This is a genomic window from Enterobacter sp. Lyrl_3 (assembly GCF_051948675.1).
Classification (GTDB): Bacteria; Pseudomonadota; Gammaproteobacteria; order Enterobacterales; family Enterobacteriaceae; genus Enterobacter; species Enterobacter cloacae.
This window is the reverse complement of sequence record NZ_JAYJLI010000008.1, coordinates 147,583-169,083: the sequence shown is the minus strand read 5'-3', so window position 1 is coordinate 169,083 and position 21,501 is coordinate 147,583. Positions and strand designations below refer to the sequence as shown.

The window sequence follows — 21,501 nt, the reverse complement described above, 5'->3', positions numbered from 1 at the left end:
ACAAGAAAAGCCTCACAGGAGAGAAGAATGATAGAAACCATCACCCACGGCGCCGAGTGGTTCATCGGGCTGTTTCAGAAAGGCGGAGAAGTCTTCACCGGCATGGTGACCGGGATCCTGCCCCTGCTGATCAGCCTGCTGGTGATCATGAACGCGCTGATTAATTTTATCGGCCAGCAACGCATTGAACGCTTCGCCCAACGCTGTGCCGGGAACCCGTTATCCCGTTACCTGTTGTTGCCCTGCATTGGAACCTTCGTTTTCTGCAACCCCATGACCTTAAGCCTCGGCCGCTTTATGCCAGAAAAATACAAGCCGAGTTATTACGCCGCCGCCTCATATAGCTGTCACTCCATGAACGGCCTGTTCCCGCATATCAACCCGGGGGAACTGTTTGTTTATCTCGGCATTGCCAGCGGCCTGACAACGCTTGGCCTGCCGCTCGGCCCACTGGCGGTGAGCTATCTGCTGGTCGGCCTGGTCACCAACTTCTTCCGTGGCTGGGTGACCGATCTCACCACCACCATTTTTGAGAAAAAAATGGGCATCCAGCTTGAGCAACGCGTTCATTTGTCAGGAGCCACAGCATGAGCCGGATCCGCATTGAGAAAGGTACGGGTGGCTGGGGCGGCCCGCTGGAGTTCGACGCCACCGAAGGCAAAAAAATCGTCTATATCACCGCAGGCACACGCCCGGCGATTGTCGACAAACTACGCGAGCTGACCGGCTGGGAAGCAGTCGACGGTTTCAAAGAAGGCGAACCACCGGAGGCGGAAATCGGCGTGGCAGTTATCGACTGCGGTGGCACCCTGCGCTGCGGCCTCTATCCGAAGCGTCGCATTCCGACGGTGAATATTCACTCCACCGGAAAATCAGGCCCGCTGGCGCAGTACATCCTCGAAGACATTTATGTCTCAGGCGTGAAGGAGGACAACATCACGCTGGTGAATGGCACTTCCGCGCCGCAAAAAGCCGCACCGCGTGATTACGACACCAGTAAGAAGATCACCGAGCAGAGCGACGGCCTGCTGGCGAAGGTCGGCATGGGAATGGGATCCGCCGTGGCGGTACTGTTCCAGTCCGGGCGCGACACCATCGACACGGTGCTCAAAACCATTCTGCCGTTTATGGCCTTCGTCTCCGCGTTAATCGGCATCATCATGGCCTCCGGTCTGGGAGACTGGATCGCCCACGGCCTCGCCCCGCTTGCCAGCCACCCGCTCGGTCTGGTGACGCTGGCGCTGATCTGCTCCTTCCCGCTGCTGTCGCCGTTCCTCGGCCCGGGGGCGGTGATTGCTCAGGTCATCGGCGTCCTGATTGGCGTGCAGATTGGTCTGGGCAACATTCCTCCGCACCTGGCTCTGCCTGCGCTGTTTGCCATTAACGCTCAGGCGGCCTGCGACTTCATTCCCGTAGGCCTGTCGCTGGCCGAAGCGCGCCAGGACACCGTACGCGTGGGCGTGCCGTCTGTGCTGGTCAGTCGTTTCCTGACGGGCGCACCGACGGTGCTGATTGCCTGGTTCGTTTCCGGCTTTATTTATCAATAAGAGGTTCCTGCGATGACCGTGATTTATCAGACCACCATCACCCGCATCGGCCAGAGCGCGGCCGATGCGCTCAGCGACCAGATGCTGATCACTTTCCGCGAAGGTGCACCGGCAGATATCGAAGAGTTTTGTTTTATCCACTGCCACGGCGAGCTGCACGGAGCGTTAAAGGCAGGAAGCCAGCTGGAGCTGGGTGACACCCGCTATGCCGTCACCGCCGTGGGCGACGTGGCCGAGCAAAACCTGCGCGAGCTAGGCCACATCACCCTGCGGTTCGATGGCCAGCCGCAGGCAGAGTATCCCGGCACGGTTCACGTGGAGGGGCCGGTTCCGCAGGCTGTTACCCCAGGCTGCACATTAAAATTTGTTGCGTAATTAAGGAGAGCGTTATGAGTCAGGTTGCCGTTGTCATTGGTGGAGGACAAACCTTAGGAGAGTTTCTCTGCCGTGGGCTTGCCGCAGAAGGTTACCGCGTGGCGGTAGTGGATATTCAGAGTGAGAAAGCCGCCCGCGTGGCGGATACCATCAACACCGAGTTTGGTGAGGGGATGGCGTACGGGTTTGGTGCCGATGCCACCAGCGAGCAGAGCGTCATGGCGCTGGCTCGCGGGGTAGACGAGATTTTTGGCCGTACCGACCTGCTGGTCTACAGCGCAGGGATCGCGAAAGCGGCGTTTATCAGCGATTTCGAACTGGGGGACTTTGACCGCTCGCTGCAGGTGAATCTGGTGGGTTACTTCCTCTGCGCCCGCGAATTTTCCCGTCTGATGATCCGCGACGGCATTCAGGGGCGCATCATTCAGATCAACTCCAAATCGGGCAAAGTGGGCAGCAAGCATAACTCCGGCTACAGCGCGGCGAAATTTGGCGGCGTAGGGCTGACCCAATCTCTGGCGCTGGATCTGGCCGAATACGGGATTACCGTTCACTCGCTGATGCTGGGCAACCTGCTGAAGTCGCCAATGTTCCAGTCGCTGCTACCTCAATACGCCACCAAGCTTGGCATAAAAGAAGACGAAGTGGAGCAGTATTACATCGACAAAGTGCCGCTGAAGCGCGGGTGCGACTATCAGGACGTGCTGAACATGCTGCTGTTTTACGCAAGCCCAAAAGCCTCGTACTGCACCGGCCAGTCGATTAACGTCACCGGTGGGCAGGTGATGTTCTGATCGAGCAGGCTGATGTCCTCACCCTCACCCTCTCCCTGTGGGAGAGGGAATATAACAAGGAGCCGATATGGTAACCGCACTCATCACCGTCGCCGCCCTCGCCTGGATCTGCCAGATGGCATTCGGCGGCTGGCAGATCCATCAGTTTAACCGCGCATTTGACGCCCTGTGCCAGAAGGGCCGCGTGGGCGTCGGGCGCTCCGGGGGGCGCTTTAAACCGCGCGTCGTGGTTGCAATTGCGCTGGATGAACAGAATCGGGTATGCGACTCCCTCATCATGCGCGGGATGACGGTGTTTGCCCGCCCGGTGAAAATTCAGGCAATTAACGGCATATCGTTGCAGGAATTACAGCCTGATGTGATCTTCCCCCACGATCCACTCTGTCAGAATGCACTATCATTAGCGCTTAAATTGAAACATGGATAATTTCGTTGTGAACGCGATAAGCTTGCGAAATTATCATTTCGCAACGTAAGGAACGAAGCGCCTATGAAACCTCGTCAGCGGCAGGCGGCCATTCTTGAGCATCTGCAAAAGCAGGGAAAATGCTCAGTAGAAGAGCTGGCCCACTACTTTGACACCACCGGCACAACGATACGCAAGGACCTGGTATTGCTCGAAAACGCAGGCGCGGTCATTCGAACCTACGGTGGGGTGATGCTCAACAAAGATGAAGCCGACCCGCCTATCGATCACAAAACGCTGATCAACACCCACCAGAAAGCGCTGATTGCCGAAGCCGCGGTGAAATTTATCCATGATGGTGACTCCATTATTCTTGATGCGGGCAGCACCGTCCTGCAGATGATCCCGTTGCTCAACCGCTTTAACAACATCACGGTGATGACCAACAGCCTGCACATCGTCAACGCCCTGGCAGAGTTCGACAGCGAACAAACCATTCTGATGCCCGGCGGTACCTTCCGTAAAAAATCGGCGTCCTTTCACGGCCAGCTGGCGGAAAACGCCTTCGAGCACTTCAGCTTTGACAAACTGTTTATGGGCACCGACGGCATCGACCTGAACGCCGGTGTCACCACGTTCAACGAGGTGTTCAGCGTCAGTAAAGCCATGTGCAACGCCGCCCGCGAAGTCATTTTGATGGCGGACTCCTCGAAGTTTGGCCGTAAAAGCCCCAACATTGTCTGTAGCCTTGAAAGCGTCGATACGCTGATTACCGACGCAGGGATCGATCCGGCGTTCAAAAAAGCGCTGGAAGAGAAAGGCATCGATGTGATCGTAACGGGAGAAAAAGATGAGTGATTTTCTGTTAAACGCAGGCCGTCAGACCCTGATGCTGGAGCTACAGGAGGCCAGCCGCCTGCCGGAACGGCTGGGCGACGATTTTGTCCGCGCCGCCAATACCATCATCCAGTGTGAAGGCAAAGTGATTGTCTCCGGGATCGGCAAGTCCGGCCACATCGGCAAAAAAATTGCCGCAACGCTGGCGAGCACCGGGACACCGGCGTTCTTCGTGCACCCGGCTGAAGCCCTGCACGGCGATCTGGGGATGATTGAAAGCCGTGACGTGATGCTGTTTATCTCCTACTCCGGCTCGGCCAAAGAGCTGGACCTCATCATCCCGCGCCTGCAGGAAAAATCGATCGCCCTGCTGGCCATGACCGGTAAATCCCGTTCGCCGCTGGCGCTGGCGGCCAAAGCGGTGCTGGATATTGCCGTGGAGCGCGAAGCCTGCCCGATGCACCTCGCCCCCACCTCCAGCACCGTCAACACCCTGATGATGGGCGATGCGCTGGCAATGGCGGTGATGCAGGCGCGCGGTTTCAATGAAGAAGATTTCGCCCGTTCACACCCTGCCGGGGCGCTCGGCGCACGGCTGCTGAATAATGTTCATCACCTGATGCGCTCTGGCGATGCCATCCCGCAGGTCAAACTCGATACCAGCGTGATGGACGCGATGCTGGAGCTGAGTCGCACCGGGCTGGGGCTGGTCGCCGTCTGCGACGATACGCGCCAGGTGAAAGGCGTCTTTACCGACGGCGACCTGCGCCGCTGGCTGGTGGGCGGCGGCAAGCTGGAGGCACGCGTCTCAGAAGCGATGACCTCTGGCGGGTTAACGCTGAATGCCAACAGCCGCGCAATTGAAGCCAAAGAGGTGCTGATGAAACGTAAAATCACCGCCGCGCCGGTGGTGGATGACGCTGGCCGTCTGTGCGGCGCCATCAACCTGCAGGATTTCTACCAGGCAGGCATTATTTAACCCTTCAGTCCCAGACGCTTCGCCAGCCGGTGCAGGTTGGCGACGTCCATTTCCAGCGCCCGCGCGCACGCCGCCCAACTCCGGTTGTTCTGTTCCAGCGCGCGGGTAATCATCTGACGCTGAAATTCTTCCGTCGCTTCACGCAGATTCTCGTTCACGCTTTCAGGCGCAGCGGGCTTCACGGACGGTATATTTTCATCATGCAGGGCAAAATGGCGCGCATGAATCACGATTTCATCCCCCGAGCGCGTCGCCCGCGCCAGCACCACCGCGCGATGGATGGCGTGCTCCAGCTCGCGTACATTACCCGGCCAGCCGTAGGTCAGCAGATGGCTTCGCGCCCCCGGGCTTAATACCACGCGCGACAAGCCCATTTTGAGCCGACACTGTTCGCAGAAAAAACCCGCCAGCAGCACCACATCGTCCCCACGCTCGCGCAGCGGCGGCACGGTAAGCGGAAAAACACTCAGACGATGGAACAGATCGGCGCGGAAATTGCCGTTCAGCACCGCTTCGCGCAGGTCGCGGTTGGTTGCCGCCAGCACGCGCACGTTGACCCGTAAGCTGCGGTCGTCTCCCACGCGCTGAATATCACCGTACTGTAATACGCGCAGCAGCTTGGCCTGCAGCGACAGCGAAAGCTCGCCTATTTCATCGAGGAATAGCGTGCCGTTATCGGCCATTTCAAACTTGCCGCTGCGGTTGCTGATGGCCCCGGTAAATGCCCCTTTGACGTGACCAAACAGCTCGCTTTCCGCCACGCTTTCCGGCAGTGCGGCGCAGTTAAGGTAGACCAGCGGGTTGGCCGCACGCGGTGAAGCTTCGTGAATGGATTTCGCCACCAGCTCTTTACCGGTGCCGGTCTCACCGAAGATCAGCACGTTCAAATCGGATGCCGCGACGATCTCAATCTCTTTTTTGAGTTGTACCATGCCTGGCGAGAGGCCAATCATCTCCGTATGCGCGACCTGTTCAAACGCCGCCGGGCTGCCGGGAAGAATATTCTGGCTCTCCAGCTGTTCAATCAGCAGAGCATTGTTCAGCGCCCCGGCCGCCAGGGCCGCAATCAGGCGCAGCTCTTCGTCGCTGAAGGTATCGAACTGGTCCGGCGACATGCCGTCGAGGGTCAGCGCCCCAATCAGGTTTTGTCCGGCAAACAGCGGCAGGCCGATACAGGCGTGCACCTTCAGGCTCTCCTGTCCGGGTATAAGGCCGTCGTACGGGTCGGGCAGATCGCTGTCTGCCGGAAAACGCACCACGTCACCCGCCCGGGCGATGGTCTCCAGCCGCGGGTGGCCTTCCAGCGTAAAGCGTCGCCCGAGCACGTCCTGCGCCAGCCCGTCGATGGCCAGCGGAATAAACTGCCGTCCCTCGTAGCGCAGCAGCGCCGAAGCATCGCAGTCCAGCACGTGGCGCAGCGTGGAGATCAGCCGCTGAAAACGATCCTGATGCCCGATGCCGGTTTGCAGTTCAATGGCGATTTTCGCCAGCACGTCTACGGAAAAGCTCATGTCTGCCTCGCTGTCATTTTGACAATACATAGTGTCATATTGACATCTTTAACGATAGTCATAATGACTACCCATTCGGGGGCATAAAAAATTTAACCCATAAAAATCAACAAAATAAAAGTTGGCACGCAAGTTGATATAGACAAAACAACTTATTCAACACGCCGTATTATTTGAGGTTGCTATGTCTATTCTGGTTAAAAATAACATTCATTGGGTTGGTCAACGTGACTGGGAAGTGCGTGATTTTCACGGAACGGAATATAAAACGCTGCGCGGCAGCAGCTATAACAGCTATCTCATTCGTGAAGGTAAAAACGTACTGATCGATACCGTCGATCATAAATTCAGCCGCGAGTTCGTGCAGAACCTGCGCAGTGAAATCGATCTGAACGACATCGACTACATCATCATCAACCACGCGGAAGAGGATCACGCCGGGGCGTTGACCGAGTTGATGTCCCACATTCCGGATACCCCTATCTACTGCACCACCAACGCCATCGACTCCATCAACGGTCACCATCACCATCCGGAGTGGAACTTCCACACCGTGAAAACCGGCGACACGCTGGATATCGGTAACGGTAAACAGCTGATCTTCGTAGAAACCCCGATGCTGCACTGGCCGGACAGCATGATGACCTACCTGACCGGCGATGCGGTGCTGTTCAGCAATGACGCCTTTGGTCAGCACTACTGCGACGAACGCCTGTTTAACGATGAAGTGGATCAGACCGAGCTGTTCGAACAGTGCCAGCGCTACTACGCCAACATCCTGACTCCGTTCAGCCGTCTGGTGACGCCCAAAATCACCGAGATCCTCGGCTTCAACCTGCCGGTGGATATGATTGCCACCTCCCACGGCGTGGTGTGGCGTGAAAACCCCACCCAGATCGTTGAGCTGTACCTGAAATGGGCGGCGGATTATCAGGAAGACCGCATCACGATTTTCTACGACACCATGTCCAACAACACCCGCATGATGGCAGACGCCATCGCCCAGGGCATCAACGAGGTGGACCCGAACGTGGCGGTGAAAATCTTCAACGTGGCGCGCAGCGATAAAAACGAGATCCTCACCAACGTCTTCCGCTCTAAGGGCGTGCTGGTGGGCACCTCCACCATGAACAACGTGATGATGCCGAAAATTGCTGGCCTGGTGGAAGAGATGACCGGTCTGCGCTTCCGTAACAAACGTGCCAGCGCCTTTGGCTCCCACGGCTGGAGCGGCGGCGCGGTAGATCGTCTCTCCACCCGCCTGCAGGATGCCGGTTTTGAGATGTCCATGAGCCTGAAGGCCAAATGGCGCCCGGATCTTGACGCGCTGGAAGTCTGTCGTCAGCACGGCCGCGATATTGCTCGTCAGTGGGCGCTTGCACCGCTTCCTGAGGCCGCAGCACTCCCCGCCGAACAGCCGCAAACCTGTGCCGGGGCAGCCAGCGCCGATCTCGGTCCACGCATGCAGTGCAGCGTCTGCCAGTGGATCTACGACCCGGAACTGGGCGAGCCGTTGCAGGACGTGGCTCCAGGTACGCCGTGGAGTGAGGTGCCGGACAACTTCCTCTGCCCGGAATGTTCCCTCGGAAAAGACGTCTTTGACGAACTGGCAACGGAGGCAAAATGAGCAACGGTATCGTCATCATCGGCTCGGGCTTTGCCGCCCGCCAGCTGGTGAAAAATATCCGCAAACAGGACGCTAACGTGCCGCTGACGATGATCGCGGCCGACAGCATGGACGAGTACAACAAGCCCGATTTAAGCCATGTGATTAGCCTGAACCAGCGCGCCGACGATCTCACCCGCCAGACGGCGGGGGAGTTCGCGGAGCAGTTCAACCTGCGTCTGTTTCCGTACACCTGGGTCACCGATATTGACGCCGATGCCCACGTGGTAAAAGCGAAAGATAAAACCTGGCAGTACGACAAGCTGGTGCTGGCGACGGGGGCCTCTGCGTTCGTGCCGCCGGTTACCGGCCGCGAGCTGATGATGACGCTCAACAGCCAGCAGGAGTATAGGGCCAGCGAAACGAAGCTTCGTGATGCAAAACGGGTAATGATTGTTGGCGGCGGTTTGATTGGCACCGAGCTGGCAATGGATTTTTGTCGGGCGGGTAAAGCCGTCACCCTGGTCGACCACGCGGCAAGCATTCTGTCGGCCTTGATGCCTGCAGAAGTAAGCAGTCGCTTACAGCACCGTCTGACCGACATGGGCGTGCATCTGCTGTTGAAATCGCAACTGCAACATCTGACCGAAACCGAAGGCGGCATTCGCGCGACGCTTGACTGCAATCGCAGCCTGGAAGTCGATGTGGTGGTTGCCGCGACGGGGTTGCGCCCGGAAACGGCGCTGGCGCACCGCGCAGGCGCTGAAACAGGCCGTGGCGTGAAGGTGAATAGCTACCTGCAAACCACGCAACCCGACATTTACGCCCTGGGGGACTGCGCGGAAATCAACGGCCAGGTACTGCCTTTCCTGCAGCCGATCCAACTTAGCGCCATGTATCTGGCAAAAAACCTGCTCGGCAACAGCGCGCCGCTGAAATTACCGGCCATGCTGGTGAAGGTGAAAACGCCAGCGTTGCCGCTGCATCTGGCAGGTGAAACCCAGCGCCAGGATCTGAACTGGCAGATCGCTGTGGAAGCTCAGGGAATGGTCGCGCGCGGCTCTGACGCCGATGGCCAGCTCCGCGCCTTCGTGGTTAGCGAAGATCGGATGAAGGAGGCTTTCGCGCTACTGAAATCACTGCCCGCTTAACCCTTAACCTTTTACCACGCTTACTTAACCCTGGGATTTTATTATCCGCAGCCCCGATGTCCCGGGGCTTTTTTTTACGTAATTTATTAGCAAGATAAATACAAAAGAGGTAAATCATCGCCATCTGTCCTTAACTTATCATTTGACTGAATATAAAAGTGTAAAAACCTTCATAAACAGCAAGATATTCATTCCATTTTTCCAGCAAAACGGCACCCTGCTTCGCTTTACCGGAACGACATCATGGCGATTTTACCCCTCAAACACAATGGTTTTAGCGCAGCGCTCAGGAATGTATGACCAGCGCGTCGTAGCCGCGCCAGCGGTAGTTGATCATGGAAATCAGCCAGCAGGCGACAAACAGCCCAACCACCACAAAACCGGCGTTGCCGAGGTTATCGTTGACGGCACCAATGCGATCCCAGATGCCGCCGCTGAGGGCAAATTTTTCCATCAGCAGCCCAAGCGCTTCCAGCCCGCCGATAAACACCGCCACCACCACAGAGGTACCGGTAATGGTCATGTTGTAGTAGAGCTTGCGCTGCGGCTTGTTAAATGCCCAACCGTAAGCCCCCACCATCAGCAGGTTGTCGAGGGTATCCACCAGCGCCATGCCGCTGGCGAAAAGCGCCGGGAAGATCATGATTGACCACACCGACATACCGTTTGAGGCGCTGGCGGCAGAGATCCCGAGCACGCCGATTTCAGTGGCGGTATCAAAACCAAGCCCGAACAGAAAACCGACCAGATACATCTGCCAGCTTTTGTTGACCAGGCGGAAAGTCGCGCCAAACAGCCAGTTCATTATTCCGCCCTGCGCCGGGAGGGAGATGTCTCCCTGCACCGCCTGCCCGTTTTTCAGCGCCTGAAAATTGCGCCAGACGCCGCGCAAAATCACCATATTGACTAACGCCATCGCCAGCAGGAACGTCGCGGAGACGGCCGTGCCAATCAGGCTGCCGGTTTCATGAAACCAGGCCATATTTTTCTGAAACGCGGTCGCCGTCGCGGCTATGGCGATGGAAGCCAGCACCACAATGGTGGAGTGCCCCAGTGAGAACCACGCCCCGACGCCTGAGGGGCGCTTGCCCTGCTGCATCATCTTGCGTGTCACGGTATCAATGGCCGCGATGTGGTCAGCATCCACCGCGTGACGCAACCCATAGCACCAGGCAAGCAGGCTTGCGGCCATTAACGCAGAACTGCTGCTAAAGGCGTTCCACGCCCAGCCCCACGCCAGAAGATTAGCCATTACCAGCGCCAGCAGCAGGAGCGCGGCGCGAGGTTCATTGCGTAAGCGTCGTAACATTTTACATCCTTTTTGAACATGACCGGGCTGCGGCAACCACCGCCTGCCCGAAGGAGATAGCCCCGTCACCCGCAGGCAGATGATGGGGAAAAAGAAGCGTGAAATCAGAGAGGTGTGCACGCAGACGCGCCCGCAGCAGGCGGTTATGCAACACGCCGCCGCTGAAACAGACGGTAGAGAGCGACAGGCGTCGGGCATGGTGTCGGGCTAACGCCGCCAGCCCTTTTGCCAGCGCATCGTGAAAGGCCCACGCGCGCTCGCAGGGTTGCGCCTGCCAGGCCAGCCACTGCCGCCAGAAGAGCGCAAGGTTTTCAACCTGAAGCGTCACCGGGTGCTCAACACCCGGGCACTGCGCGGCCAGCGCCTCCAGCCTGCAGGCGGCTTCGCCTTCATAGCGTTGTGTTTCAATACCCAGAGCACAGGCCACCGCATCAAACAACCGCCCGCAGGACGACGCCAGCGGCGCGTTAAGGCCGCGCTGAACGGCGGTCGCTAAAAGCGGCCAGTTTTGCGAACGTACGGCGCGGGTTTCCGGGTAGCGTTGCCAGTCAGGAACAAACGCCAGGCAGTGTGCCAGCAGATTTCGCCAGGGCTGCATGGCCGCGAGATCGCCGCCCGGCATCGCCACGGCGGGCAGGCCGCCCAGATGCTCGCACTCAAGGTAGTTCACCCGCAGACACTCCCCGCCCCACAGCGCGCCGTGCTCGCCCATGCCGATCCCGTCCAGCGTCAGGGCGATGGCGTCGCCACCGTCGAGCGGCCAGCCGTTTTCGGCAAGGCAGGCCGCGGCATGCGCGTGATGATGCAGTACGGTATCGACCGGCAGCGCCTGCTCCTGTGCCCAGTGCCGGGCGTGATAGCCAGGATGGGCATCGCACACCAGCCGCTCTGGCTGAAAGGCGTAGATCTGCTGCATCAACGACAGTGCTGAACGCCACTGGGCCTCGACACCGTCGTCACTGAGATCGCCAAAATGCTGGCTCAGCACCGCCTGGTTACCGCGCACCAGACAGAAGGTATTCTTCATGTCGGCACCGGTCGCCAGAATAGAGGGAACAGAGCTAAAACCGGCGGGTAACGTGATGGCATCCGGCACGAAACCCCGCGCCCGACGCAGCATGGCCCCGTCCTGATCCAGTACGGAATCGTCCATCCGCTGCAGGATGTCGCGGTTATGGAGCAGAAAACCGTCAGCAATCTCTGCGAGCTGTTCCAGCGCCTGTCGATTACTGATGGCAGGCGGTCTGCCGCTGAGGTTGCCGGAGGTCATCACCAGCGGGCGTTGCGTCGCCTGCATCAGCAAATGGTGCAGCGGATTGGCCGGGAGCATCACACCGAGGCTATCCAGGCCCGGCGCGATGTCGTCCGGAAAGGTCGGCAGCCAGGCTTTAGGGATCAGCACGATGGGCGCGGCAGGCGAGCGCAGCCGTGTTTGCACCGGCTGCGGAAAGCCGTCGGCGCTGGGGATCATCACCGCCAGCGGTTTCCCCGGACGCTGTTTACGTGCCCGCAGCGTTGCCACCGCCTGCGGGTTAAGCGCGTCGCAGGCCAGATGAAATCCGCCCAGCCCTTTGATAGCCACGATGCCACCGTTTTTCAGCATCTGCACCGCCGCGTTCAGCGCCAGCTCGCGGGTGACAACCCGATCGGCCGCACGCCACTCAAGCTCAGGGCCGCAGTCCGGGCACGCCACCGGCTGGGCGTGAAAACGTCGGTCCGCAGGGTTGCGGTATTCCGTTTCGCACGGCGAGCAGAGCGGGAATGGCGCCATGGCCGTGGCCGGGCGGTCATACGGCATGGCGCGGATAATGGTAAAACGCGGGCCGCAGTGGGTGCAGTTAATAAACGGGTAACGATAGCGGCGCTCGTGGGGGTCGTTCATCTCCGCAAGGCACGCGGGACAGGTGGCGGCATCCGGTACAATCTGGGTGTCCATTGCTCCGCCCGCGCTGTGGCGAATGGTGAATATCTCCGGCAGCGTTGACCAGTGGAACGGCTGCGTGTCGATACTCTCGATGCGCGCCAGCGGCGGGCAGTCCTGGCGCAGCCTCGCGGTGAAATGCCCCCCATTACCCGCGAGGCGCACCAGCACGCCCTCTCCGTCGTTGCAGACATCGCCGGTCAACTGCAGCGCCTGAGCCAGTTGCCAGACGAAGGGCCGAAAGCCCACGCCCTGCACCTTGCCACGCACCCGCAACTGTACGCCGTTACCGCCCATGACGGATCAGAACAGCAGAGATGAGGTGGTATCGAACGCTGCGCGACGGCGCTTCTCGGCGCTCATCTGCTCGAGCTTATCGCGATCCACGCAAACCAGCGCGTGTGTCGGGCAGGCCTCCATACAGGCCGGACCGGCGTCACGGTGATAGCAAAGATCGCATTTGTTGGCTTCGGCTTTTTCCGCCCGCACATTCAGCCCCATGCCGCTGTTGCGGACCACCGGACGAACCACCACCTCCATCGCGCCATACGGGCAGGCGACCACGCAGGTTTTACAGCCGATACAGCGCGCCTGCATCACATGCACAAAGCCTTTTTCACGTTTGATTGCTCCGTTCGGGCAGACGTTGGCGCACGGCGCATCTTCGCACTGACGGCAAATAGCGGCGGTGGAAATATTCACGCCTTTGATGACGTGGATCCGCGGCAAAAAGGTCTCAGGCGTAAGCGAAGCGCAATCCTGCTCCGCCTGATGAGACACCACGCACGCCACTTCACAGGTACGGCAGCCAATGCATTTACTGGCATCGGCCATAATAAAACGGTTCATCTGCTTCTCCAGCATTACAGTCATGCGCGGAGATATTCATAAACCGTGCCAGTTTTTAACTCGTTGATTTATAGTGATTTAGAAAATGTCGCGGGGGCTGTCATCGTCACTTCTGACGATGACAGCTGTCGACATCAGCGGTGCGGGCCGTCGATGACAGAGTCGCGCAGGATAAGCTCACCCGAGAAGGTTTGCTGATACTTAAACTCGCCGCCGTCGAGCATAAAAATCAGGCGGCTGATGGTCTCTTTAATCATCTCCGTAACCGGAATACGCACGCTGGAGAGCGAGGGCACGATGTAGGGCGCAATCGCCACATCGTCGAAGCCTACCACCGACACCGCATCAGGCGTGGCGACGCCGCTGTCGTGAAGCTGTTTCATGGCGCCAATCGCCATATCGTCGTTACTCGCCACCAGCGCGGTAAAGGTTTCGCCGCGCGAGAGCAGCTCAGACACGGCCGCCGCGCCGCTGGCCGGGTTCCATTTGCCGTGGGCGATCAGCGTCGGACGCAGCGGGATCTGGTGCTGCGCCAGGGCATCTTTGTAGCCGGAGAGACGCTCCACGCCCGTGGGCGAATCCAGCGAGCCGGTGATAAACGCAATGTCACGGTGCCCTTTCTCAATCAGCTGTGACACCGCTTCCTGACAGGAGGCTTTATGATCTGACCAGACGCTGTGGCTGCTGTTTTTACGCAGGCGACGGTTCAGTACCATGATCGGCTGCTCGTATTTCTCGACGATCTCGTCCATCTCTTCCACGCTCAGAAAACGCGGATAGATAATGACCGCGTCACAGCGCATATCAAGCAGGTACTGGATGGCTTCGCGCTCTTCATCGGCGCTGTGCTTGCCGTCCGCCAGGATCAGCTGCCGCCCCTTCTCTTCCGTCATGCGGGCGGCGTGAAACAGCAACTCACTAAAATAGACGCCGTGATACAGGGTGTTGGTCACCACCAGTCCCAGCGTCTGGGTGCGTTTGGTCGCCAGGTTGCGCGCCAGCAAATTGGGGCGATAGCCGCTCTCTTCGATGGCCTGAAACACCCGGTCTTTGGTCTCCTGGCTGACATAGCCATTCCCCGACAGCACCCGGGAAACCGTCGCTTTCGAAACGCCTGCCCGCTTCGCCACTTCAAGCATCGTGGTCATGTTGTTATTCCCTTTCATACTGATGGCACGCAGTGTACTGCACTGCAAAACAATTGTCGCAACGACGCGCTCACGCTTTTTGAACCGTCTGGTGATCGCCATCACGAAATGAAAAAATGGTCAAAATGCGATCTTGTTTCATTCAAAGAAACTCATGATGATTATGTGGAACCGGTTTCCTACATACTCTCACAACGACAACAGGATCACATCCGATGGCCAAAAATTATGCCGCGCTGGCGCAAGACGTTGTCAGCGCGCTTGGCGGCAAAGACAACATCGTCGCCGTCACCCATTGCATGACGCGACTGCGTTTCGTCCTGAAAGACGAAACCGCTACCGATACCGCACGCCTGAAAAATATCAGCGGCGTACTGGGCGTGGTACGTAACGACAACCAGTGCCAGGTGATTATCGGCAATACCGTTTCTCAGGCGTACCGTGAGGTGGTGAGCCTGCTGCCAACCGACCTGCAGCCTGCCGTGCCGGAAGGCCCACAGAAATTGACCCTGCGCCGCATCGGTGCCGGGATCCTCGACGCGCTGATTGGCACCATGTCGCCGCTGATCCCGGCGATCATCGGCGGCTCGATGGTCAAGCTGCTGGCGATGATCCTTGAGATGACCGGCGTGCTGGAGAAAGGCGCGCCGACGCTCACCATTTTGACCGTCATCGGCGACGGGGCGTTCTTCTTCCTGCCGCTGATGGTGGCAGCATCTGCCGCGGTGAAATTCAAAACCAACATGTCGCTGGCGATCGCCATTGCAGGCGTGCTGGTGCACCCGAGCTTTATCGAGCTGATGGCGAAAGCCGCGCAGGGTGAGCACGTCGAATTCGCGTTTATCCCGGTGACGGCGGTGAAATACACCTACACCGTGATCCCGGCGCTGGTGATGACCTGGTGCCTGTCGTATATCGAACGCTGGGTGGATCGCATTACGCCTGCGGTGACGAAAAACTTCCTCAAGCCGATGCTGATCGTGCTGATTGCCGCCCCGCTCGCCATCGTGCTGATTGGGCCGCTGGGGATCTGGATCGGCAGCGCCATCTCCGCGCTGGTCTACACCATCCACGGCTATCTGGGCTGGCTCTCCGTGGCGATCATGGGCGCACTCTGGCCGCTGCTGGTCATGACCGGGATGCACCGCGTCTTTACCCCGACTATCATTCAGACCATTGCCGAAACGGGTAAAGAGGGGATGGTGATGCCGTCGGAAATCGGTGCCAACCTGTCGCTCGGCGGTTCATCCCTGGCGGTGGCATGGAAAACGAAAAACCCGGAGCTGCGCCAGACGGCGCTGGCCGCGGCGGCTTCCGCCATCATGGCGGGCATCTCTGAACCGGCGCTGTACGGCGTGGCGGTTCGCCTGAAACGCCCGCTGATTGCCAGCCTGATTAGCGGCTTTATCTGTGGCGCGGTGGCCGGTATTGCGGGGCTTGCCAGCCACTCAATGGCGGCGCCGGGGCTGTTTACCAGCGTGCAGTTCTTCGATCCGGCCAACCCGATGACCATTGTCTGGGTATTCGGCGTCATGGCGCTGGCGGTCGTGCTCTCCTTCGTGCTGACCCTGATATTAGGCTTTGAAGATATCCCGGTCGAAGACGAGGCTGAAAAAGCCCGCGCCCTGCAGAGCGCGCCGGTGCAGGCCAAAACCGCACAAGTTTAACCGTATAACGAGGTAGAAATGTCTGTTTTTCCACAAGGATTTTTATGGGGCGGCGCGCTTGCCGCCAACCAGAGCGAAGGCGCTTACCGTGAAGGCGGCAAAGGGCTGACCACGGTCGACATGATCCCTCACGGCGCAAACCGCCTGGCGGTGAAGCTTGGTAAGGAAAAGCGTTTTTCGCTGCGTGACGACGAGTTTTACCCAAGCCACGAGGCGATCGATTTTTACCATCGCTACAAAGAGGACATCGCCCTGATGGCGGAGATGGGCTTTACGGTGTTCCGCACCTCGATTGCCTGGAGCCGCCTCTACCCGAACGGCGACGAACCGCTGCCGAACAAAGAGGGCATTGCCTTCTATCGCGCGGTGTTTGAAGAGTGCAAAAAGTACAACATTGAGCCGCTGGTCACCCTGTGCCACTTCGACGTGCCGATGCATCTGGTGACGGAGTACGGCTCCTGGCGCAACCGCAAGATGGTGGATTTCTTTGCCCGCTACGCCCGCACCTGTTTCGAAGAATTTAACGGCCTGGTGAAATACTGGCTCACCTTCAACGAGATCAACATCATGCTGCACAGCCCGTTCTCCGGCGCGGGGCTGGTGTTCGAAGAAGGTGAAAACGAAGATCAGGTGAAATACCAGGCCGCGCACCACGAGCTGGTCGCAAGCGCGCTGGCGACCAAAATCGCCCACGAGGTAAACCCGGAAAACCAGGTCGGCTGCATGCTGGCGGGCGGGAATTTCTACCCTTACTCCTGCAAGCCGGAAGACGTATGGATGGCGCTGGAGAAGGACCGCGAGAACCTGTTCTTCATCGACGTGCAGGCGCGCGGCAGCTATCCGGCCTACTCCGCCCGCGTGTTCCGCGAAAAAGGGGTGGTGATTGTGAAAGATCCGGGCGACGACGAAATGCTGAAAAACACCGTCGATTTTGTATCGTTCAGCTATTACGCCTCGCGCTGCGCGTCGGCCGATATGAATGCGAACAATACCAATGCGGCGAACATCGTCAAATCCCTGCGCAACCCGCATATTCAGGTGAGCGAATGGGGCTGGGGCATCGATCCGCTCGGCCTGCGCATCACCATGAACATGATGTACGACCGTTATCAGAAACCGCTGTTCCTGGTGGAAAACGGCCTTGGCGCAAAAGATGTCATTGATGAAAACGGCGAAATTAACGATGACTACCGCATCAGCTATCTGCGCGAGCATATCCGCGCGATGGGCGATGCCATTGAGGACGGTGTGCCGCTGATGGGCTATACCACCTGGGGCTGCATTGACCTGGTGGCGGCCTCAACGGGCGAAATGAGCAAGCGCTACGGGTTTGTCTACGTTGACCGCGACGATGCCGGAAACGGCACGCTGGAGCGCAAACGCAAGAAGTCGTTCTGGTGGTATAAGAAGGTGATTGCGAGTAACGGGGGGGATCTGGCGTAGCCTGTTGCCCTCACCCTAACCCTCTCCCACAGGGAGAGGGGACAAAAAACACCCTCACCCCTATGAGGAGAGGGGTTCAAACCCACCCTTTCCAACCCACCCCGCAAGCCGTGAATAGACCACTTCCACCGCGGCTTTCACCGGGGGTGTCATCGGGTAATAAAATCCGACGATGTCCGGCTGAATGCCCAGAAACAGCACCTCGCCCACGTCCTCTTTGATCTGATCCACCAGATAGTTAAGCGGCATATTATGCGTGGTCATCATGAACATGTCGGCAATGTCGTCCGGGTCGATCAGGCGGATGTCCCCCGGGTTCAGCCCCATATCCGTAGCATCGACAATCAACAGCCGATCAGGGTGAAGTTCGCGGATGGCCACCACGTCGTTTTCCGGCGCGCTGCCGCCGTCAATCACCACCCAGTTGCCCTGCGGATTCGCGGCACACATCTCTGCCAGCAGCGGGCCTGCGCCGTCGTCGCCCATCATGCTGTTGCCGACACACAGTAAAACGTCAGTCACGTAATCTCCTCACCATCAGGTAGATGGCACTTTCCTGATGAATATCATGCAGCATGCTGAGCAGCGTTTTGCTCCACGCCTGCTGTTCGGGGGTTTGCCGTTTCAGCGCCGCGTCAAACGCGTTCGCCAGCATCGCAATATGGTTGGCGTCGATAACGATCTCACCGTACTTCGGTACCCCTTCCATTTTGCGCCGCGCCGTACTGCCCTCTTCCAGCGTGGCGATCCACGCCAGATAGTCGGACCACGGGCAGCTCAGCGCCGCCTCCAGGCAGTCGATCACCCCGAGGTGATGCCCAATCGCCAGGCTGTAATAGACCACCTGCTGCGCCGCGTCCGGCGTGGCATCGTTCTCATCAATAAATTTACGGCTCAGCTGACTGAACACCACCGTCTCACTCATCGGATACGCGCCTCATCCACAATGCTGTTCAGGTTCGCCACAATCTCATTGAGACGCGGATCGTTTTCCGCCTCCAGCCAGCGCGCCACCTGGTGCTCGCCCTGGCTCAGCAGGCGCAGGTAATCGTCGGCAATCTGGCGGCCATAGCGATAGCCCGCCAGCCTGCGCGCCGTGCGGTCTACCTTCACCCGCAGCGGCTGCACCATGTCCGGGTGCAGGATCATCGCAGGCTGATTGTCGGGTTCACCCGGTTCACGGGCGTGGATTTTCTGCTCCAGCAGGCCGAGCGCCATGGCAAAGCCGTACAGCGTGGCGGCAGGCGTCGGCGGACAGCCCGGAATGTAGACGTCCACCGGCACGATTTTGTCGGTGCCGCCCCACACGCAGTAGAGGTCGTGGAAGATGCCGCCGCTGTTACCGCACGCCCCATAGGAGATGCAGATTTTCGGATCGGGCGCAGACTGCCAGGCGCGCAGCGCGGGCGATCGCATGGCGCGGGTGACGGCCCCGGTGAACAGCAGAATGTCGGCATGACGCGGAGACGGCACCACTTTGATGCCGAAGCGTTCGGCGTCAAACAGCGGTGACAGCGTGGCGAAGATCTCAATCTCGCAGCCGTTGCAGCCGCCGCAGTCCACGCGGTAAACGTAGGCCGAGCGTTTGATTTTTTTCAACAGCGACGCTTTCATGCTGGCGATGGACTCCTCCACCGTCATTGGCACCGGAATGCCCCGCTCGTCGCGCGGACCGAGTAAGTTTTCCATCAGCTGGCCTCTCTCATATGACGGGTGATATCGATGCGGTCGGACGGCAGCAGGCATTTCTGCCGTTTGCATTCCGGGCAGGTTTCAAAGCTTTCGCGATGATGCTCCGCGCGGGCATCGCCGTTGTGCTTAAGCAGCGCGATGGCATAGTCGATCTCTTTTTGCACGGCGAACGGACGTTTGCAGACGCGGCAGTTACACAGGGCAAAACGCGACTGCTGCAAAAAGTCCTCTTTCTTCCACACCGCCAGCTCGTACTCCTGAGACAGACGAATGGCGACCGTCGGGCAAACCTCTTCGCAGCGGCCGCAGAAGATGCAGCGTCCGAGGTTAAACTGCCAGGCCAGTTGGCCGGTTTTCAGATCCGTTTCCACCGTCAGGGCATTCGACGGACAGGCGTTGACGCAGGCCGCACAGCCAATGCACTGCTGCGGGTTGTGCTCCGGCTTGCCGCGAAAGTTTTTATCCACCGGCATCGGCTCCAGCGGGTAGCGGCTGGTGGGCGTGCCGGTTTTGATCACTTTTTTGATAAAGGTAAACATGACGAGTCCTTATTTCAGCGGCGAGTTCTTACGCTCGATGCTGTAGCGCTCAAGCTCTTTGTACGGCACCACCTGGCTTTTCTTCTTGCGCACGTCCACCACGGTCATGCGGTCGGTGCAGGAGTAGCACGGGTCGAGGCTGCCGATGATCAGCGGCGCGTCGGAGACCGTGTTGCCGCGCAGCATATAGCGCAGGGTTGGCCAGTTGGCGTAGGTGGCCGCACGGCAGCGCCAGCGGTAAAGCTTCTGATTATCGCCGGTCATGCTCCAGTGGATGTCGTCCCCGCGCGGCGCTTCGGCAAAGCCGAGGGCAAAGCGGTTCGGGATGTAGGTGAAGCCCTCCACCATCAGCGGGCCGCCCGGCAGGTTATCGAGCCCAAAGTCGATCATATTCAGCGCGGTGAAGACCTCGTTGATACGCACCTTCAGGCGGGAGATGACGTCGCAGCCCTGTTCGCTGTGTACGGTCATTGGCAGCAGGCCGTAACCGACAAACGGGTGATCGGCGCGGGTGTCGCGGGCGTGGCCGCTGGCGCGCACCATCGGGCCAACGTTGCTGAAGTCGCGGGCGATCTCCGGATCAAGGCGGCCGATCCCCACGGTACGCTGCTCGATGTTGGGCGTGCTGAGCAGCATATCCACCAGCTCCTGCACGTCGCGACGCATCTGCTGTGCCAGCTGTCGGGTCTGGATCATGTCGTTTTTAAGCAGGTCACGGCGGATCCCACCGATCAGGTTCAGACCGTAGGTTTTACGCGCCCCGGTGAGGATCTCCGCCATCTTCATCGACGCCTCGCGCACGCGGAAGAACTGCATAAACCCGGAGTCGAAACCGACAAAGTGACAGGCCAGACCGAGATTCAGCAGGTGCGAGTGCAGACGTTCCACTTCCAGCAAAATGGCGCGGATCATCTGCGCGCGCTCCGGCACCACGATCCCCATGCCGTTCTCCACCGAGGTGGTATAGGCGGTGCTGTGGGCGAAGCCGCAGATGCCGCACACACGGTCCGAGAGGAATGTCACCTCGTTATAGCCCATCCGGGTTTCCGCCAGCTTTTCCATGCCGCGATGGACGTAGAACAGACGGTAGTCGGCGTCAATGATGTTTTCGCCGTCAACAAACAGGCGGAAGTGGCCTGGTTCATCAGAGGTGACGTGCAGCGGGCCAATCGGCACCACGTTGTTCTTTTTGTTGCCGAGTTCGTTAATGAACTCGTAGGTTTCGCTGTCGGTGGTCGGGGCCGGACGCTGGCGGTAGTCCATGCTGTCCTTGCGCAGCGGATACAGTTCGTCCGGCCAGTCGTCCGGCAGCACCAGGCGGCGTTCATCCGGCAGACCCACCGGCACCAGGCCATACATGTCACGCACTTCGCGCTCGCCCCAGACGGCGGCAGGCACGCGCGGTGTGACGGACGGGTACTCCGGCTTGTTCGGGTCGACTTCCACGCGCACAGTAAGCCAGCACTTCTCGCCCTTCTCCATAGACATCACGTAGTACACCGCGTAATTGCCGCACAGCTGACGCTCGTCATTGCCGAACAGCACCGACAGCCAGCCACCCTGCTGGTAGTAAAGAAATTCCACCACTTCCGGCAGATAGTTCACCTTAATGGTGACGGTTACCTGGTCTTTGGTCTGCCATCCTTCATCCAGCACAACACCCGGAAAAGCCTGATGCAACGCGGCGAGATACTGCTGACCTTTCTTTTCTTCAGACATAAATACTC

21 protein-coding genes are annotated in these 21,501 nt (G+C 59.0%); 11 read left to right on the top strand and 10 right to left on the bottom strand.

Annotated features, from left to right (window positions below; genetic code table 11):
* Positions 1-27: 27 nt before the first annotated feature.
* The 7 genes from srlA (at position 28) to gutQ (ending at position 4,938) form a co-directional block, all read left to right on the top strand.
* The gene (gene srlA / locus VF709_RS16090; RefSeq protein WP_013098444.1) at positions 28-591 is read left to right on the top strand and encodes a PTS glucitol/sorbitol transporter subunit IIC; all 564 of its coding nucleotides are present in this window, start codon (positions 28-30) and stop codon (positions 589-591) included.
* Entirely contained in the window at positions 588-1,547 is a 960-nt protein-coding gene (gene srlE / locus VF709_RS16085; protein ID WP_020689263.1) for a PTS glucitol/sorbitol transporter subunit IIB, read from the top strand. Before srlA ends, srlE begins: the two co-directional genes overlap by 4 nt.
* A 12-nt stretch (positions 1,548-1,559) precedes the next feature.
* Complete coding sequence (srlB, locus tag VF709_RS16080) at positions 1,560-1,922, top strand: PTS glucitol/sorbitol transporter subunit IIA (RefSeq protein WP_013098446.1); 363 nt, start codon at positions 1,560-1,562, stop codon at positions 1,920-1,922.
* Positions 1,923-1,936: 14 nt separating this feature from the next.
* Positions 1,937-2,716, top strand: a complete 780-nt coding sequence (gene srlD / locus VF709_RS16075; RefSeq protein ID WP_013098447.1) for a sorbitol-6-phosphate dehydrogenase — start codon at positions 1,937-1,939, stop codon at positions 2,714-2,716.
* A 67-nt stretch (positions 2,717-2,783) separates the two neighbouring features.
* Positions 2,784-3,143, top strand: coding sequence for a transcriptional regulator GutM (gene gutM / locus VF709_RS16070; protein ID WP_013098448.1), 360 nt, complete (start codon positions 2,784-2,786; stop codon positions 3,141-3,143).
* 63 nt (positions 3,144-3,206) lie between these two features.
* On the top strand, positions 3,207-3,980 hold the full coding sequence (srlR, locus tag VF709_RS16065; protein ID WP_013098449.1) for a glucitol operon DNA-binding transcriptional repressor SrlR: 774 nt from the start codon (positions 3,207-3,209) through the stop codon (positions 3,978-3,980).
* A complete protein-coding gene (gutQ, locus tag VF709_RS16060; protein ID WP_013098450.1) occupies positions 3,973-4,938 on the top strand; it encodes an arabinose-5-phosphate isomerase GutQ in 966 nt (321 codons plus the stop codon). The genes srlR and gutQ overlap by 8 nt, the downstream gene beginning before the upstream one ends.
* Here gutQ and norR read toward each other — a convergent pair.
* On the bottom strand, positions 4,935-6,449 hold the full coding sequence (gene norR, locus VF709_RS16055) for a nitric oxide reductase transcriptional regulator NorR (protein ID WP_058678788.1): 1,515 nt from the start codon (positions 6,447-6,449) through the stop codon (positions 4,935-4,937). The genes gutQ and norR overlap by 4 nt on opposite strands.
* Before the next feature lie 184 nt (positions 6,450-6,633).
* Here norR and norV point away from each other — a divergent pair, with 184 nt between their 5' ends.
* Together norV and norW are read left to right on the top strand one after the other, a co-directional pair.
* Positions 6,634-8,076, top strand: coding sequence for an anaerobic nitric oxide reductase flavorubredoxin (gene norV, locus VF709_RS16050; protein WP_013098452.1), 1,443 nt, complete (start codon positions 6,634-6,636; stop codon positions 8,074-8,076).
* A complete protein-coding gene (gene norW, locus VF709_RS16045; RefSeq protein WP_062856977.1) occupies positions 8,073-9,206 on the top strand; it encodes an NADH:flavorubredoxin reductase NorW in 1,134 nt (377 codons plus the stop codon). Before norV ends, norW begins: the two co-directional genes overlap by 4 nt.
* Positions 9,207-9,492: 286 nt before the next feature.
* Here the strand turns inward: norW and VF709_RS16040 are convergent, their stop codons facing one another.
* From VF709_RS16040 to VF709_RS16025, 4 genes are all read right to left on the bottom strand, one after another.
* Positions 9,493-10,515, bottom strand: a complete 1,023-nt coding sequence (locus tag VF709_RS16040; RefSeq protein WP_038984766.1) for a HoxN/HupN/NixA family nickel/cobalt transporter — start codon at positions 10,513-10,515, stop codon at positions 9,493-9,495.
* A gap of 1 nt (position 10,516) precedes the next feature.
* Positions 10,517-12,733: a carbamoyltransferase HypF gene (hypF, locus tag VF709_RS16035; protein ID WP_149896895.1), complete on the bottom strand. Its 2,217-nt coding sequence runs from the start codon at positions 12,731-12,733 to the stop codon at positions 10,517-10,519.
* A gap of 6 nt (positions 12,734-12,739) precedes the next feature.
* On the bottom strand, positions 12,740-13,285 hold the full coding sequence (hydN, locus tag VF709_RS16030; RefSeq protein WP_014833044.1) for an electron transport protein HydN: 546 nt from the start codon (positions 13,283-13,285) through the stop codon (positions 12,740-12,742).
* Positions 13,286-13,419: 134 nt separating this feature from the next.
* Entirely contained in the window at positions 13,420-14,433 is a 1,014-nt protein-coding gene (locus VF709_RS16025) for a LacI family DNA-binding transcriptional regulator (RefSeq protein ID WP_029883949.1), read from the bottom strand.
* A 215-nt stretch (positions 14,434-14,648) separates the two neighbouring features.
* On the opposite strand from VF709_RS16025, the gene ascF reads away from it, so the two are divergent.
* A complete protein-coding gene (gene ascF / locus VF709_RS16020; protein ID WP_013098459.1) occupies positions 14,649-16,100 on the top strand; it encodes a PTS cellobiose/arbutin/salicin transporter subunit IIBC in 1,452 nt (483 codons plus the stop codon).
* 18 nt (positions 16,101-16,118) lie between these two features.
* Positions 16,119-17,543 (top strand): 6-phospho-beta-glucosidase, encoded by a 1,425-nt coding sequence (locus VF709_RS16015; protein WP_038420482.1) that lies wholly within the window; start codon positions 16,119-16,121, stop codon positions 17,541-17,543.
* Positions 17,544-17,603: 60 nt separating this feature from the next.
* Here VF709_RS16015 and hycI read toward each other — a convergent pair whose 3' ends face one another.
* Genes hycI through hycE form a run of 5 tightly spaced genes read right to left on the bottom strand, consistent with a single transcriptional unit; the run spans position 17,604 to position 21,493 of the window.
* Positions 17,604-18,065, bottom strand: coding sequence for a hydrogenase maturation peptidase HycI (gene hycI / locus VF709_RS16010; protein ID WP_038420483.1), 462 nt, complete (start codon positions 18,063-18,065; stop codon positions 17,604-17,606).
* Entirely contained in the window at positions 18,058-18,468 is a 411-nt protein-coding gene (locus VF709_RS16005) for a formate hydrogenlyase maturation HycH family protein (RefSeq protein WP_014833049.1), read from the bottom strand. Before VF709_RS16005 ends, hycI begins: the two co-directional genes overlap by 8 nt.
* Positions 18,465-19,232: an NADH-quinone oxidoreductase subunit B family protein gene (locus VF709_RS16000; protein WP_014833050.1), complete on the bottom strand. Its 768-nt coding sequence runs from the start codon at positions 19,230-19,232 to the stop codon at positions 18,465-18,467. The genes VF709_RS16005 and VF709_RS16000 overlap by 4 nt, the downstream gene beginning before the upstream one ends.
* A complete protein-coding gene (locus tag VF709_RS15995) occupies positions 19,232-19,774 on the bottom strand; it encodes a formate hydrogenlyase complex iron-sulfur subunit (RefSeq protein WP_023620172.1) in 543 nt (180 codons plus the stop codon). Before VF709_RS15995 ends, VF709_RS16000 begins: the two co-directional genes overlap by 1 nt.
* Positions 19,775-19,783: 9 nt before the next feature.
* The gene (gene hycE, locus VF709_RS15990) at positions 19,784-21,493 is read right to left on the bottom strand and encodes a formate hydrogenlyase subunit HycE (RefSeq protein ID WP_013098465.1); all 1,710 of its coding nucleotides are present in this window, start codon (positions 21,491-21,493) and stop codon (positions 19,784-19,786) included.
* Positions 21,494-21,501: the final 8 nt, after the last annotated feature.